General features: G+C 60.2%; 16 protein-coding genes. 8 read left to right on the top strand and 8 right to left on the bottom strand.

Annotated elements, in window-relative coordinates; translation table 11 throughout:
• Positions 1-162 precede the first annotated feature (162 nt).
• From VC35_RS23885 to VC35_RS23865, 5 genes are all read right to left on the bottom strand, one after another.
• Positions 163-534, bottom strand: a complete 372-nt coding sequence (locus VC35_RS23885; protein ID WP_046042961.1) for a glutathione S-transferase N-terminal domain-containing protein — start codon at positions 532-534, stop codon at positions 163-165.
• 104 nt (positions 535-638) lie between these two features.
• Positions 639-1,184 (bottom strand): GTP cyclohydrolase I FolE, encoded by a 546-nt coding sequence (gene folE, locus VC35_RS23880; RefSeq protein ID WP_007988130.1) that lies wholly within the window; start codon positions 1,182-1,184, stop codon positions 639-641.
• Positions 1,185-1,261: 77 nt separating this feature from the next.
• Entirely contained in the window at positions 1,262-1,819 is a 558-nt protein-coding gene (locus VC35_RS23875; RefSeq protein ID WP_007988128.1) for a Smr/MutS family protein, read from the bottom strand.
• A gap of 78 nt (positions 1,820-1,897) precedes the next feature.
• A complete protein-coding gene (locus VC35_RS23870; RefSeq protein WP_008048404.1) occupies positions 1,898-2,218 on the bottom strand; it encodes a hypothetical protein in 321 nt (106 codons plus the stop codon).
• Positions 2,219-2,349: 131 nt separating this feature from the next.
• Positions 2,350-2,940 carry a cysteine hydrolase family protein gene (locus VC35_RS23865; RefSeq protein WP_046042958.1) on the bottom strand — a complete coding sequence of 197 codons (591 nt, stop codon included), beginning with the start codon at positions 2,938-2,940 and terminating at the stop codon, positions 2,350-2,352.
• A 238-nt stretch (positions 2,941-3,178) separates the two neighbouring features.
• Here VC35_RS23865 and prmB point away from each other — a divergent pair, with 238 nt between their 5' ends.
• Complete coding sequence (prmB, locus tag VC35_RS23860; protein ID WP_046042957.1) at positions 3,179-4,087, top strand: 50S ribosomal protein L3 N(5)-glutamine methyltransferase; 909 nt, start codon at positions 3,179-3,181, stop codon at positions 4,085-4,087.
• A gap of 177 nt (positions 4,088-4,264) precedes the next feature.
• Here the strand turns inward: prmB and VC35_RS23855 are convergent, their stop codons facing one another.
• Together VC35_RS23855 and VC35_RS23850 are read right to left on the bottom strand one after the other, a co-directional pair.
• Positions 4,265-5,056: a hypothetical protein gene (locus VC35_RS23855; protein WP_046042956.1), complete on the bottom strand. Its 792-nt coding sequence runs from the start codon at positions 5,054-5,056 to the stop codon at positions 4,265-4,267.
• Positions 5,057-5,144: 88 nt separating this feature from the next.
• Positions 5,145-6,143 carry an alpha/beta hydrolase gene (locus VC35_RS23850; protein ID WP_046042955.1) on the bottom strand — a complete coding sequence of 333 codons (999 nt, stop codon included), beginning with the start codon at positions 6,141-6,143 and terminating at the stop codon, positions 5,145-5,147.
• Positions 6,144-6,226: 83 nt separating this feature from the next.
• Between VC35_RS23850 and aroC the strand changes: the two genes are divergently transcribed.
• The 5 genes from aroC to mtnC are packed head-to-tail and all read left to right on the top strand — an operon-like array spanning position 6,227 to position 10,370.
• Complete coding sequence (gene aroC / locus VC35_RS23845) at positions 6,227-7,318, top strand: chorismate synthase (protein ID WP_046042953.1); 1,092 nt, start codon at positions 6,227-6,229, stop codon at positions 7,316-7,318.
• Between the two features lie 29 nt (positions 7,319-7,347).
• Positions 7,348-8,499: an MFS transporter gene (locus tag VC35_RS23840; RefSeq protein ID WP_046042952.1), complete on the top strand. Its 1,152-nt coding sequence runs from the start codon at positions 7,348-7,350 to the stop codon at positions 8,497-8,499.
• Positions 8,496-9,116 (top strand): methylthioribulose 1-phosphate dehydratase, encoded by a 621-nt coding sequence (locus VC35_RS23835; RefSeq protein ID WP_046042950.1) that lies wholly within the window; start codon positions 8,496-8,498, stop codon positions 9,114-9,116. The genes VC35_RS23840 and VC35_RS23835 overlap by 4 nt, the downstream gene beginning before the upstream one ends.
• A 20-nt stretch (positions 9,117-9,136) precedes the next feature.
• Complete coding sequence (locus VC35_RS23830; protein ID WP_046042948.1) at positions 9,137-9,682, top strand: 1,2-dihydroxy-3-keto-5-methylthiopentene dioxygenase; 546 nt, start codon at positions 9,137-9,139, stop codon at positions 9,680-9,682.
• A gap of 4 nt (positions 9,683-9,686) precedes the next feature.
• Positions 9,687-10,370: an acireductone synthase gene (gene mtnC, locus VC35_RS23825; protein WP_046042947.1), complete on the top strand. Its 684-nt coding sequence runs from the start codon at positions 9,687-9,689 to the stop codon at positions 10,368-10,370.
• Between the two features lie 121 nt (positions 10,371-10,491).
• Here mtnC and VC35_RS23820 read toward each other — a convergent pair whose 3' ends face one another.
• The gene (locus VC35_RS23820) at positions 10,492-10,770 is read right to left on the bottom strand and encodes a DUF3509 domain-containing protein (RefSeq protein ID WP_046042946.1); all 279 of its coding nucleotides are present in this window, start codon (positions 10,768-10,770) and stop codon (positions 10,492-10,494) included.
• 369 nt (positions 10,771-11,139) lie between these two features.
• Here VC35_RS23820 and VC35_RS23815 point away from each other — a divergent pair, with 369 nt between their 5' ends.
• A complete protein-coding gene (locus VC35_RS23815) occupies positions 11,140-12,978 on the top strand; it encodes a long-chain-acyl-CoA synthetase (protein WP_046042945.1) in 1,839 nt (612 codons plus the stop codon).
• Between the two features lie 97 nt (positions 12,979-13,075).
• Positions 13,076-13,594 (top strand): ankyrin repeat domain-containing protein, encoded by a 519-nt coding sequence (locus tag VC35_RS23810; RefSeq protein ID WP_046042943.1) that lies wholly within the window; start codon positions 13,076-13,078, stop codon positions 13,592-13,594.
• Positions 13,595-13,768 lie beyond the last annotated feature (174 nt).

Genomic DNA, 13,768 nt, shown 5'->3' with positions numbered 1-13,768 from the left:
TAACTGACTGGCATTAGGCGCAAGGGCCGGTTTATTTTTGTCCGAGATTTGCGTCGTGAGGGCCGGCCTCATCGCGAGCAGGCTCGCTCCTACAATTGGAATGCGTTCCCCTGTAGGAGCGAGCCTGCTCGCGATAGGGCCATCAGCCCCACCATAAAAACATCAGGCTGCCGCGAAACGCTTGTCCAGATAATCAATGATCACCTTGGACTCATACATCCAGGTGGTCTGGCCATTCTCTTCAATGCGCAGGCACGGCACCTTGATCTTGCCGCCTTGCTCGAGCAAGGTCTGGCGATCCTGTTCGTTGTTCTTCGCATCGCGAAGGGCCACCGGCACATTCAGGCGGCGCAGGGTGCGGCGGGTCTTCACGCAGAACGGGCAGGCGTGGAATTGATACAGCGTCAGGCCCTTGGCAGCCGAGTTGACCTGTGCCTGAACTTCCGCCGGGCGCTGCTTCTTGCCTGGGCGGGTAATGAAGTCAATGAAGATGATCAGTTGGCCAAGGCCGACACGAAGCGCTTTTACGAACACGTTGAAAGCCTCACGGTGCAAACGAAGAAGGGCGCGCAGCTTACCTGATTTTTTGCAGACGAAAAAAAACCAGCGATGAACGCCGGTTTTCTTCGTGCGACGAATTACTTGATGAGGCTGAGGAATTCGCTGCGGGTGGCAGCGTTCTCGCGGAACTCGCCGAGCATCACCGAGGTGATCATCGTCGAATTCTGCTTTTCCACGCCGCGCATCATCATGCACATGTGCTTGGCCTCGATCACCACAGCAACGCCCAGGGCACCGGTGACCTGCTGGACCGCATCGGCAATCTGGCGGCTGAGGTTTTCCTGGATCTGCAGGCGACGGGCGTACATGTCGACGATCCGCGCGACCTTCGACAGGCCCAGGACCTTGCCGCTCGGGATGTAGGCGACGTGAGCCTTGCCGATGAACGGCAGCAGGTGGTGTTCGCACAACGAGTACAACTCGATGTCCTTGACCAGCACCATTTCGCTGTTGTCGGAGCTGAAGAGGGCACCGTTGGTGACCTCTTCCAGTGTCTGTTCATAGCCGCGGCAGAGGTACTGCATGGCTTTGGCGGCACGTTTTGGCGTGTCGAGCAGGCCTTCGCGGGAAACGTCCTCGCCGAGCTGACCGAGGATCGCCGTGTAATTCTGTTCCAGGGACATGAAACTACCTGTGGGATTTTACGCAAAGGGCAAGGGTACGGTGACGGACACGACGCTGCAAGCGTGACGCGTCAGCTTTACTCGTCGCGACCTTCCATCATGGTGCGTTTGAGCATCACATAAACCGCGCCGGCACCGCCGTGTTTCGCCTGGCACGAGGTGAAGCCTAGCACCTGTGGATGCTGGCGCAGCCAGGTGTTGACGTGGCTTTTGATCATCGGCCGCTTGCCGTCAAGGCGAACAGCCTTGCCATGGGTGACGCGCACGCAGCGGATTTCGAATTTGGTGGCTTCGGCCAGGAACGCCCAGAGGGTTTCCCGGGCCTTTTCCACGCTCATACCGTGCAGGTCGAGACTGCCCTCGAACGGAATCTGTCCGATCTTGAGCTTGCGCATCTGGCTTTCCTGCACGCCATCGCGAGCCCACATCAGCTCGTCTTCAGGGCCGACGTCGATGACGAACTGATCAGACAGCCCGTCAACGGTGGTGGATTCGGTGCGTACGGTGGCCGCTAGACGCAGCTTGGCAATCTGCGCGCGGTCAGCCTTGGGTTTGCCGGTTTCGGCGCGATCGTGCTTGATCGGCTTGACGCCTTGGATCGCGCTTTTGAACAGGGAAAAATCGTCGTCTTGCATGTCAGCCTCCGCGAAGGGCGGCCAGTTTACCCAACTCGAAGCGAATCGGGCGCGACAAAAACGCGCGCGACGCCAGGCTCAGTCGTGTTTTTTCATCAGGTGCGGCGACATGGCCAGTTCCCGGGACTGCCGCGAGCGACGACGGCAACGGCGCCACAGCCAGACACCGAGGTACAGCACGAACAGGCCGATGGCCAGGATCACGGCAGCACCGGTGCGGCTGGTGTTCAATTCACCCAGGGCGGGTGCGTGGCCGAGCAGGCTGGCGGCGCCGGCCATGGCGAGCAACACGCCGCACATCGCCAGCAACGCCGCGAACGTCGCGCCGATTCGAAAACGCCAGTTGCTTTGGCCTTTGGGCCGCAAGCGGCGAGCGTCAAAACCATCGGATAACTTCATTCCGACCTTCCTCAATGGGTATCGGCCCTTCGACCGGGAGTTGACCGGGATGTTCCTGAGGCTAAGACAATTACGGCAAATGGGAGGCTTTTGCGGATGAGCGGCGTTCCCGGCCGCTCATTGAGCGTCGATCAGATCAGTTCACGGGTCAGCGCGAGGGTGGCGAAGTTGTCGCCCATGATCGCCATTTCCGTCTGATGAACGTGTGCGGCACTGAGCACGCCGCCCTTGTAGGGCAGGTCGCGGGTGGCGCAGGCGTCTTCCACCAGGGTGCAGCGAAAGCCCAGGTTCTTGGCGGCGCGCACCGTGGTGCTGACGCTGGAATGGCTCATGAAACCGCAGACGATCAGGTCAAGGGCACCGAGGTCTTCCAGGCGTTTTGCCAGTTCGGTGCCGTGAAACGCGCTTGGCAACAATTTGCCGATGACGGTTTCATCGCTCTGTGGCTCCAGGCCCGGAATGAACTCACCACCTACACCCTGGGGGTTGAACAACCCGCCGAGCGTGCCGAGGTGGCGGACATGCACGATCGGCCGGCCGGCGGCGCGGGCAGCGGCGAGCAGTTGCTTGATGTTCGCGACAGCTTCATCCATGCCGCTCAGGGCCAGGGGACCGCTGAGGTATTCTTTCTGGGCATCGATGATGACCAGTGTGGCATGGCTCAGATTGGCCGCTGCATAACCGCGGCCGCTGAGTTGAAACATCGTTTTTGGAACAGACATTCTGGGGCTCCTTGGAGTGGGGCTTTTGCGCTATTGTCCTCTGGCTGAGCGGTTCTGTGAATCGCTACGATCACAGGTGCCGTCGTTGCTGGCCTGTAGCCTTGTCAATAGTCACGTTTTGTTCAATAGCCTAGCGAAAAAATGGATAACTCCTACATTTGAATCGGTAGTTTCCCGCGTCGTCGTGACGTCGTTTGACTGGTAGAATCGCCCGTCGATTTTTCTGGAGTTTGCCGTCGTGATCACTTCCCGCCTTCGCACCCTGCGTGACCATATCCGTTGGGCCGTCAGCCGCTTCCATGGGGAGGATCTATTTTTCGGCCATGGCACTGACAACGCCTGGGACGAAGCCCGGCAATTGGTGTTGGGCGCGCTGCACCTGCCGTGGGAAATCGCCGACAGCTACCTCGACTGTAATCTGGAAGAGGACGAAGTAGTTCACCTGCAGCTTTTGCTCAAGCGCCGCGTCGAAGAGCGGGTGCCTACCGCGTATCTGCTGGGCGAGGCCTGGTTCTGTGGCATGTCGTTCATCGTCGATGAGCGCGTTTTGATCCCGCGTTCACCTATCGGCGAGTTGATCGAAAACCGTTTTACCCCGTGGCTGGCTACCGAGCCGGCGCGGATTCTCGACCTGTGCACCGGTTCCGGCTGCATCGGCATCGCCTGCGCCTACGAGTTCCAGCATGCCGAAGTGGTGTTGGCGGACCTGTCGTTCGAAGCACTGGAAGTGGCCAATCAGAACATCGAGCGCCATGGTGTCGATGAGCGCGTGTACACGGTGCAGGGCGACGGTTTCGAGGGTTTGCCGGGGCAGCGTTTCGACCTGATCGTGTCGAACCCGCCCTACGTCGATGCGGAAGATTTCGCCGACATGCCGGACGAATACCAGCACGAACCGGAATTGGGCCTGGCCTGTGGTGATGACGGTTTGAACCTGGTGCGGCGCATGCTCGCCGAGGCGGCGGATCATCTGACCGAGAAGGGCTTGCTGATTGTCGAAGTGGGCAACAGCCAGGTGCACGTCGAGGCGTTGTACCCGGAAGTCGACTTCGCCTGGCTGGAGTTCGAGCGTGGCGGCCATGGTGTGTTCATGCTGAGCGCGCAGCAATGCCGTGAGCATCAGGCGTTGTTTGCTTCCCGCGTCTGACCGGGCATTTGTGGCGAGGGGGCTTGTCGGAGCGCCGAACCGCCCCGTTCGAGCGCGAAGCGGTCGTAAAACAGCTACCACAGGCTTACCTGGATAAATCTGGTGGGAGGGTTCAGGGCTGCTTTGCAGCCCAACGGGGGCAAGCCCCCTCGCCACAAAGTGCAGTAACTCAAGCCTTCAGCGGTGCGTGGCAATCCAGATCAACAACCCCGCCTGAAACACCGCAAACGCCACCAGGCAGGTGATGGTGAATCGCAGCCCGGCGTCTTCGCGTTTGTACTTGCTGACTTTCTCTTCGTGTTTCTTGAGTTTGACTTCCTGCTCGGCCAGGTTCTGCTCGGCTTGCTGGAGCATCTGCGCCGCCTCGAGAATTTCCACGACCTGCAGTTTTTCGCTGTTCCAGTCGCCAGAAAGGTCGCCGACCTTGACCGGCTTGACGCTGCCTTTCAAATGCTGGGCATCGGCATACACCACGTCGAAACCGTGCGCATGCAAAAAATGATCGCGGCGCAGGCGGGTGTCTTCGTTCAGTGCATCCTTGTTGTTCAGGTCAAAGCCGTCGACGGTGTAGGTCGGCCAGCGCTTTTTCGCCCAGTTGATGCCCTGGGCCGCCATGTAGCGGCCAATGCCACGGTTCAGCGGTTCGATCTGCAAACCGCTTTCCGGTCCGAAATGCACGCGTTTTTCGGCGTGATCGACCCACACGTCCAGATGATTCTGTTCCTTGCGTACGCGCTGACTGGGCAGGGTGATGCTCATGCGCATCAGGCTGCGTTCCTTGTCGTTGCGTTCGGCATAGCCTAATTCGACAAAGCGCAATGGGCGTCCACCGGTGTTGCGGTCTGTCTGCAATGGCGCCAGACGGAGCATCTTGTGGTGCTCGACGTGGACGTCCGCCCAGGGCAGCTCGACCGCTGGCGGTGCGTCTTTTTCAGCGCTGGTGTCGGGTGAAGTCTGGGTGTCAGTCATAACGGCGAGATCCTGTCCAAGCTCAGCTTGTCGCCAACCAATGTGTTGGCGACAAAGGCTTATCGGCCGCTTTTTTCAAGACTGGAGGTTAACTGGCGCGAAGTCCGTCAATAAAACCGAGGATTCGCGTGCCCAGTTCCGCCGCCAGGGGCAACTGCGGGTCCTTATAGGAGGCCATCTGGCGTTTGACGTCGTTGGGCACGATGCGCATGACATGGTTCATGCCCTCGATCAGCGCCAGTTCGGCGTCCGGCTTGGCCGCCTTGAGCAGCCTTGCGTCATTGACGCCGACCTGGATGTCGTTGCTGCCCTGAATGATCAGCGCCGGCATCTTCAGCCTGGCAAACGCCGCGGCCGGGTCCTGGCGGAACAGGGAAATCAGGTAAGGCTGCACGCTCGGGCGGAAAATCGCTTGCAAGGGTGGCGGCACATTGTCGTCGGTTTTCCCGGCCTTGAGGCTGTCGAGCAGTTCATTGCTGCGTAGCATCAGCGGTGGGGGCAGGCGATTGCCCAGTTGCTCGCGAATGACCTGATCCACCGGCCTTGCGCTACCCGAGACAGAAATCACCGCGTCGGCATCGATGTCCGGGGCAGCGAGGCTGGCGATCAAGGCGCCTTCGCTGTGACCGAGCACAATCAATTGGCCGAAACGCGGATCGGTCTTGAGCTTGCGGCCCCAGGCCTGGGCGTCGCCCACGTAGGCGTCCACCGTCAGATTGCGTTCATCCGGGGTCGCGGCCAGGCTCGCCGCCACGCCGCGCTTGTCGTAGCGCACGCTGGCGATGTTGTGTTTGGCCAGCACCCAGGCCAGGCGCTTGAGGCTGTCATTGCGCCCGCCGTCGGTGTTGTTTCCGTCACGGTCCGTAGGGCCGGAACCGGAAATGATCAGGACAACCGGCACCGGATTGTCGGATTTTGGTAGCAACAGGGAGCCGAAAAGCTCGCCGGTGCCCGTATCCAGTGTGATAGGTCGTTGCAGGACGGTCGCCTGGGCGAAGCCGGAAATCAGGGTAAGGCTCAAGGCTAGAACTCGCAGCATCATCGCGCCATCATCAAGAAGATGCCGGTTGGACTCACAGGCACCCATAAGGTTCGAGGATGAACTACTCGGGTAGCCTGCGTATACTGGCGCGCATTACGTATTCAGGTTCATTTCACGGAGCGTCCTGCATGTCCGGCAATACCTACGGCAAGCTGTTCACTGTCACCACCGCGGGCGAAAGCCATGGCCCGGCGTTGGTCGCCATTGTCGATGGCTGCCCGCCGGGGCTGGAGATATCCCTGGAGGATCTGCAGTGTGACCTGGACCGCCGCAAGCCCGGCACCAGCCGCCACACCACCCAGCGCCAGGAAGCCGACGAAGTCGAAATCCTCTCTGGCGTGTTCGAAGGTCGCACCACCGGCTGCCCGATCGGCCTGCTGATCCGCAACACCGACCAGAAGTCCAAGGACTACTCGGCGATCAAGGATCTGTTCCGCCCGGCTCATGCCGACTACACCTACCACCACAAGTACGGTGAGCGCGACTACCGCGGTGGCGGTCGCAGTTCGGCCCGCGAAACCGCGATGCGCGTGGCGGCCGGTGCGATTGCGAAAAAATACCTGGCCAGCCAGGGCATCGTCATTCGCGGCTACATGAGCCAGCTCGGGCCGATCGAAATCCCATTCAAGACCTGGGATTCGGTCCAGCAGAACGCCTTCTTCAGCCCGGACCCGGACAAGGTGCCGGAACTGGAAGCCTACATGGACCAGTTGCGTCGGGACCAGGATTCGGTCGGCGCCAAGATCACCGTGGTCGCCGAAGGCGTGATGCCGGGCCTGGGTGAGCCGATCTTCGACCGCCTCGACGCCGAACTGGCCCATGCGCTGATGAGCATCAACGCGGTCAAGGGTGTGGAAATCGGCGCCGGTTTCGCCAGCGTCGCCCAGCGTGGCACCGAGCACCGCGATGAAATGACCCCGGAAGGTTTCCTCAGCAACAACGCGGGCGGCATTCTCGGCGGCATTTCCTCCGGTCAGCCAATCGTTGCTCACCTGGCGTTGAAGCCAACCTCGAGCATCACCACGCCGGGCCGCTCCATCGACATCCATGGCAACCCGGTGGAAGTGATCACCAAGGGCCGCCACGATCCGTGCGTCGGCATCCGCGCCACGCCGATTGCCGAGGCGATGATGGCCATCGTGCTGATGGATCATCTGCTGCGCCACCGTGGGCAGAATGCCGATGTGCGTGTGAGCACGCCGGTGCTGGGTCAGCTGTAAATGGCTGACTTCATGGTCGCAGCCGTCTGATGGCGACTGCGGCGCTCCCGTACTGGCGGCTCTCCAGTTTCTATCTGTTCTATTTCGCCTTGCTCGGTTCGACAGCGCCGTTTCTGGCGCTGTATTTCGATCACCTGGGTTTCAGCGCCGCGCGCATCGGCGAGCTGGTGGCGATCCCGATGTTGATGCGCTGCGTGGCACCGAACATCTGGGGCTGGCTGGGCGACTACACCGGTCGGCGGCTGGCCATCGTGCGCTTTGGCGCGGTGTGCACGCTGCTGACCTTTTCGCTGATTTTCGTCAGCAAGACCTACGCCTGGCTGGCGATGGTCATGGCCTTGCATGCGTTCTTCTGGCACGCGGTGTTGCCGCAGTTCGAAGTCATCACCCTGGCGCACTTACAAGGGCAGACCTCACGCTACAGCCAGATTCGCCTGTGGGGCTCGATCGGTTTCATCATCACCGTGGTCGCGCTGGGCCGTTTGTTCGAATGGCTGAGCCTGGACATCTATCCGGCGGCGCTGGTGCTGATCATGGTCGGCATCGTGATCAGCAGCCTTTGGGTGCCCAATGCCCAGCCGGCGCCGGGCAACCGGGTGACGGGGGAAGGATTCCTCAAGCAATTGCGCAGCCCCGGCGTGTTGGCGTTTTACGGCTGCGTGGCGCTGATGCAGATGAGCCACGGGCCTTATTATACGTTCTTGACGCTGCATCTTGAGCACCTGGGTTACAGCCGTGGTGTGATCGGCATGCTCTGGGCGGTGGGGGTGGTCGCCGAAGTTTTGATGTTCTTGGCCATGAGCAAAATCCTCGCGCGGTTTTCCCTGCGCCGGGTGCTGATGGCGAGTTTTCTGCTGGCGGCATTGCGCTGGTTGCTGCTCGGGTCGTTGGCCGAATTCCTTTGGGTATTGCTGTTTGCCCAGGTGCTGCACGCGGCGACATTTGGCAGCTTTCACGCCGCTGCCATTTCATTCGTGCAACGTAGCTTCGGCGCGCGCCAGCAAGGCCAGGGCCAGGCGCTGTATGCCGCATTGGCCGGCACCGGCGGTGCGTTGGGCGCGCTGTATTCCGGCTACAGCTGGAATGCCCTCGGCGCGGCATGGACATTCAGTATTGCCAGTCTCGCAGCCGTCGCGGCTGCCGTTATCATTGCCACACGCATGCAAGAGGACAGGCCATGAGCCTTACCCGTGAACAACTCGCCCAGGAAATCATCGACGCCGGGCGTTTTCTGTATGGCCGCGGCTGGTCGCCGGCCACCAGTAGCAATTACTCGACCCGCCTGTCGCCGACCGAAGCCTTGCTGACCGTGTCCGGCAAGCACAAGGGGCAACTGGGCATGGACGATGTGCTGGCCACTGACCTGTCGGGCAACAGCCTGGAGCCGGGCAAGAAACCGTCCGCCGAAACCCTGTTGCACACCCAACTCTACACCTGGCGCCCGGAGATCGGTGCGGTGCTGCACACCCACTCGGTGAACGCCACCGTGCTGTCGCGCCTGACGCCGCAAGACTTCATCGAATTCGAAGACTACGAACTGCAAAAGGCCTTCAGCGGTGTGACGACCCACGAATCCCGGGTGCGCGTGCCGATTTTCGACAACGACCAGGACATTGCGCGACTGGCCGCCAAGGTGCAGCCTTGGCTCGACGCCCATCCCGATTGCGTCGGCTACCTGATCCGTGGCCATGGCCTCTACACCTGGGGCGCGCGCATGAGCGATGCCCTGCGGCAGATCGAGGCCTTTGAATTTTTGTTCGAGTGCGAGTTGAAGGTGCGCTCGCTCTTTAAAGCATGAACTGTTAAGGAGTTGCCCTGATGAGCAGCCTGTCCGTCTATCACGTCTCCAGCCCTGAAATCCCCAACAAGGTGCTGACCCATTTCGAAGACATCGCCTCGACCCTGGCCGAGCAGGGCGTGCGTTTCGACCGCTGGCAAGCGGCGGCGAAGATCCAGCCGGGCGCCACTCAGGAAGAAGTGATTGCCGCCTACCAGGAACAAATTGACAAGCTGATGACCGAGCACGGTTACGTCACTGTCGACGTGATCAGCCTCAACAGCGATCACCCGCAAAAAGCCGAACTGCGTGCCAAATTCCTCGACGAACATCGCCACGGCGAAGATGAAGTACGATTTTTCGTCGCCGGCCGTGGCCTGTTTACCCTGCACATCGACGATTACGTCTACGCGGTGCTCTGTGAGAAAAACGACCTGATCTCGGTGCCGGCTGGTACCAAACACTGGTTCGACATGGGCGAACATCCGCATTTCGTCGCGATCCGTCTGTTCAACAACTCGGAAGGCTGGGTGGCCAATTTCACCGGCGAAGACATCGCCAGCCAATTCCCGCGCCTGGAGGACTGAGTCGATGCCGATCAAAGCGATTCTCACCGACATCGAAGGCACCACCAGCGCGGTGAGTTTTGTGTTCGACGTGCTGTTCCCCTATGCCGCCAAACATCTGCCGGCGTTTGTCCGTCAGCAGGCCGAGCGCGCTGACGTGGCCGAACAACTGGCCGCCGTGCGCCGCGACAGCAATGAACCGAATGCCGATGTCGAACGGGTCATCGAAATCCTGTTGGGCTGGATCGCTGAAGACCGCAAGGCCACGCCGTTGAAAGCGTTGCAGGGCATGGTCTGGGAGCAGGGCTATCAGGCCGGGCAGTTGAAGGGGCACGTGTACCCGGACGCCGTTGAAGTGCTCAAGCGCTGGCATCAGGACGGCTTTCAACTGTTTGTTTACTCGTCCGGCTCGATCCAGGCCCAGCGGTTGATCTTCGGTTGCTCGGAGGCGGGGGATCTCACGCCGTTGTTCAGTGGTTACTTCGATACGACGTCAGGGCCCAAGCGCGAGGCGCAGTCCTACGCCAACATCAGCCAGGCGATCAGCATTGAGGCGGGGCAGATTCTGTTTCTGTCGGACATCGTCGAAGAACTCGACGCGGCGCGCACGGCGGGTATGGCTACGTGCGGGCTGGCTCGCGAGGGTGGCGAACTGGCGGGGCATGTCACCGTGGACAGTTTTGCGCGGATAAATCCTGCTGCCTTCTAAGCACTACACAACTTGTAGGAGCGAGCCTGCTCGCGATAGCGGAGTGTCAGTCAACATCAATGTTGAATGACACTCCGCTATCGCGAGCAGGCTCGCTCCCACAGAGTTTTTCCCACATTTTCTACAGCGAGTGATAGGTCGGCAGGGCAAACCGTTGCTGGCTCTGCAGCATCGAAATCTGCGGCAGTTCACTGGCTTGTTCGGCGAGGTCGCGGCGAATCGCGCTGATGACCCACGTCAGTTGGTCGCCATTGTGCAATTGCTGGTAGGAAATCGAGCGCTTGAACACTTTGCCTTCGCCGCCGCTCAGGGTCAGCAGGATCCCGCCGTCAGGACGGGCCTGGGTGGTGACTTCGAAGTTGGAGAACAGGGACGAAAATTTTTCCTGAATCAGGTTCATGTCTTTCAGCTCCGTTGGCTCTTGAATAGCAAGCATACGGAGAGGGTTGCAGTGATTGTGCCAGCCTTGGTTGTTTATAAATAACCTTATAAAACAACAAATTAGTATCTATGGTGATTTTTGCTTTCGTGCATTCTGCATGAACGGCCATCGTGCATCCTGCATTTTGCGCGGTCGCTCGGCGATTCGATGGAACCATTGCGTGTGCGTGGGTTCAGGATCGGCCCTGTATCAACAGCGGATCAGATCGCAGATCAAGATCGCAGATACAAAACATTTCAAAAACCGCGTGTACAGCTCAAGAACCGTTGACGTATTTTCGGCCTCAGTCATCGCAGCCCGACAATAAAAAGATCGAACGGGAGCAACATGAGTCGCACGTCGAACGACACGATTACCTGGGGCATGATGCTCCGCAAGCTGCCTTCCATTGCCAAGGCCATCCCCCGGGTGGTGAAGGGCATGAAGGCCGCCAACGTCAAGGACCCGACCCAAGCGTGTGGTTTGGGCTGGAGTTTCGAGCAAGCCACGTTGCGCAACCCGGATGGCCCGGCGCTGTTGCAAGGCGATGTAACGCTCAGTTACTCCGAGGTCAACCAATGGGCCAATCGCATCGCCCATCACCTGATCGGCCAAGGCATCGGCAAGGGTGATGTGGTGGCGGTCTTCATCGAGAACCGCCCGGAACTGCTGGTGACGATCCTGGCGGTGGCCAAGGTCGGGGCGATCAGTGCGCTGCTCAATACCTCGCAGACCCGCGATACCCTGGTGCACAGTGTGAATCTGGTGGCACCGGTGGCGATCATTGTCGGTGAGGAGCTGGTCCCGGCGTACCTGGCGGTGCGTGATCGGGTATCGATCAAGGCTGCGCGAACCTGGTTTGTTGCCGATCAGGACACCTCTCGCCAACCGGGTATCGCGCCTGAAGGTTTCATCAACCTGATGACCGTCAGTCTCGATGATGCCAGCGACAACCCGGCCAGCAGCCGGCAGATTTTCTTCGACGATCCCTGCTTTTACATCTACACCTCGGGCACCACGGGGCTGCCCAAGGCTGGCGTGTTCAAGCACGGGCGCTGGATGCGCAGCTCGGCGAGCTTCGGCATGATCGCCCTGGACATGCGCCCGGACGATGTCGTCTATTGCACCTTGCCGCTGTACCACGCCACGGGCCTTTGCGTGTGCTGGGGTTCGGCCGTCAGCGGTGCCAGTGGGTTCGCCATCCGCCGCAAATTCAGCGCCAGTCAGTTCTGGAACGACGCGCGCAAGTACCGGGCGACCACCATCGGTTATGTCGGCGAACTGTGCCGCTACCTGGTCGATCAACCGCCCGGCGCCGACGACAGCCGGCACGATGTGAAGAAAATGATCGGCAACGGATTGCGTCCCGGAGCCTGGAACGAGTTCAAGACCCGCTTTGCGGTGAATCACATCTGCGAGCTGTACGCCGCCAGCGACGGCAACATCGGTTTCACCAACATTCTCAATTTCGACAACACCATCGGTTTTTCCCTGATGTCCTGGGAACTGGTCGCATACGACCACGACAGCGGCGCACCGATTCGTGAGGCCAATGGCCTGATGCGCAAGGTCGCCAAGGGCGAGCAGGGGTTGTTGCTGGCAAAAATCGACGACAAGGCACCCCTGGACGGCTACACCGATCCGCAGAAAACCGCCAAGGTCGTGCTCCAGGATGTGTTCGAAAAGGGCGACCGCTACTTCAACACCGGCGACCTGTTGCGCAACATCGGCTTTGGGCATGCGCAGTTTGTCGACCGCTTGGGTGACACCTACCGCTGGAAGGGCGAAAACGTCTCGACCACTGAGGTCGAAAACATCCTCCTGCAACACCCGCTTATTTCCGAAGCCGTGGCCTATGGCGTGGAAATCCGCAACACCAATGGCCGGGCCGGGATGGCGGCGATCACTCCCGCCGAATCCCTGGCAACCCTGGACTTCAGTGAGCTGCTGGCCTTTGCCCGCGAGCAAATGCCGGCCTATGCGGTGCCGTTGTTCCTGCGGGTGAAAGTGAAAATGGAAACCACCGGGACGTTCAAATATCAGAAGACCCGACTCAAGGACGAGGCCTTCGACCCGGGTAAAACCGGCGATGACCCGATCTATGCCTGGCTGCCGGGGACGCAGACTTATGTACAGGTCACGGAGCAGTTGTTGTCCGACATTCACGGCGGCAAGTACCGCTATTGAATCTGGCTATGGCGGTCCATGAGAAAAAACAAGTGACAGTGCCGGGGGCGCTCGGGAAACTGTCGGCTTTTACGAATGACAGAAAAGGGAGTGCCCAATGTCAGACAAAAGCCGCCAGATGACCCCCGAAGAAGCCGCCGAATTCACCGAACAGGTATTCAACAAGGCACGGGAGGGCGATGCGGCGATGATGGCCGCGCTGCTGACCAAGGGTTTGCCGCCGAACCTGCGCAACCACAAGGGCGATACCTTGCTGATGCTGGCCGCTTATCACGGTCATGTGGACACGGTAAAAGTACTGCTGGAACACAAGGCCGATCCGGAGATCCGCAACGACAACGGCCAGAGCCCGATTGCCGGCGCCGCCTTCAAGGGCGACCTGGCAGTGATCAAGGCCTTGGTCGATGGCGGCGCCCAGGTTGAAGGCTCGTCCTTCGATGGCCGCACGGCGCTGATGATGGCGGCGATGTTCAACCGCGTCGAAGTGGTCGAGTACCTGGTCAGCAAGGGCGCCGACCCGAAAGCCAAGGACGCCAATGGCATCACCGCGCTGGAAGCGGCTAAAACCATGGGCGCTTCCGATACCGTTGCGCAGCTTGAAAAATTGCTGGGCTGATGTTGAACCCTGTGGCGAGGGGGCTTGCCCCCGTTCGGCTGCGCAGCAGTCGTAAAGTCAGCATATGCGGTCTTTCTGATGTACCCCAATTCAATGTTTTGGGGCCGCTCCGCGACCCAACGGGGGCAAGCCCCCTCGCCACAGGTCCGCATTTCACTCATTAATGCGCTATCC

The organism is Pseudomonas fluorescens, from assembly GCF_000967965.1.
Classification (GTDB): domain Bacteria; phylum Pseudomonadota; class Gammaproteobacteria; order Pseudomonadales; family Pseudomonadaceae; genus Aquipseudomonas; species Aquipseudomonas grandcourensis.
The sequence above is the reverse complement of the archived record's forward strand: the minus strand, read 5'-3'. Positions and strand labels throughout refer to the sequence as shown.

Coding starts and splice junctions, on each gene's coding strand:
- folE (WP_007988130.1), bottom strand. CDS start 1,184: ATGTCCCTGGAACAGAATTACACGGCGATCCTCGGTCAGCTCGGCGAG.
- VC35_RS23875 (WP_007988128.1), bottom strand. CDS start 1,819: ATGCAAGACGACGATTTTTCCCTGTTCAAAAGCGCGATCCAAGGCGTC.
- VC35_RS23870 (WP_008048404.1), bottom strand. CDS start 2,218: ATGAAGTTATCCGATGGTTTTGACGCTCGCCGCTTGCGGCCCAAAGGC.
- VC35_RS23865 (WP_046042958.1), bottom strand. CDS start 2,940: ATGTCTGTTCCAAAAACGATGTTTCAACTCAGCGGCCGCGGTTATGCA.
- VC35_RS23855 (WP_046042956.1), bottom strand. CDS start 5,056: ATGACTGACACCCAGACTTCACCCGACACCAGCGCTGAAAAAGACGCA.
- VC35_RS23850 (WP_046042955.1), bottom strand. CDS start 6,143: ATGGGTGCCTGTGAGTCCAACCGGCATCTTCTTGATGATGGCGCGATG.
- aroC (WP_046042953.1), top strand. CDS start 6,227: ATGTCCGGCAATACCTACGGCAAGCTGTTCACTGTCACCACCGCGGGC.
- VC35_RS23840 (WP_046042952.1), top strand. CDS start 7,348: ATGGCGACTGCGGCGCTCCCGTACTGGCGGCTCTCCAGTTTCTATCTG.
- VC35_RS23835 (WP_046042950.1), top strand. CDS start 8,496: ATGAGCCTTACCCGTGAACAACTCGCCCAGGAAATCATCGACGCCGGG.
- VC35_RS23830 (WP_046042948.1), top strand. CDS start 9,137: ATGAGCAGCCTGTCCGTCTATCACGTCTCCAGCCCTGAAATCCCCAAC.
- mtnC (WP_046042947.1), top strand. CDS start 9,687: ATGCCGATCAAAGCGATTCTCACCGACATCGAAGGCACCACCAGCGCG.
- VC35_RS23820 (WP_046042946.1), bottom strand. CDS start 10,770: ATGAACCTGATTCAGGAAAAATTTTCGTCCCTGTTCTCCAACTTCGAA.
- VC35_RS23815 (WP_046042945.1), top strand. CDS start 11,140: ATGAGTCGCACGTCGAACGACACGATTACCTGGGGCATGATGCTCCGC.
- VC35_RS23810 (WP_046042943.1), top strand. CDS start 13,076: ATGTCAGACAAAAGCCGCCAGATGACCCCCGAAGAAGCCGCCGAATTC.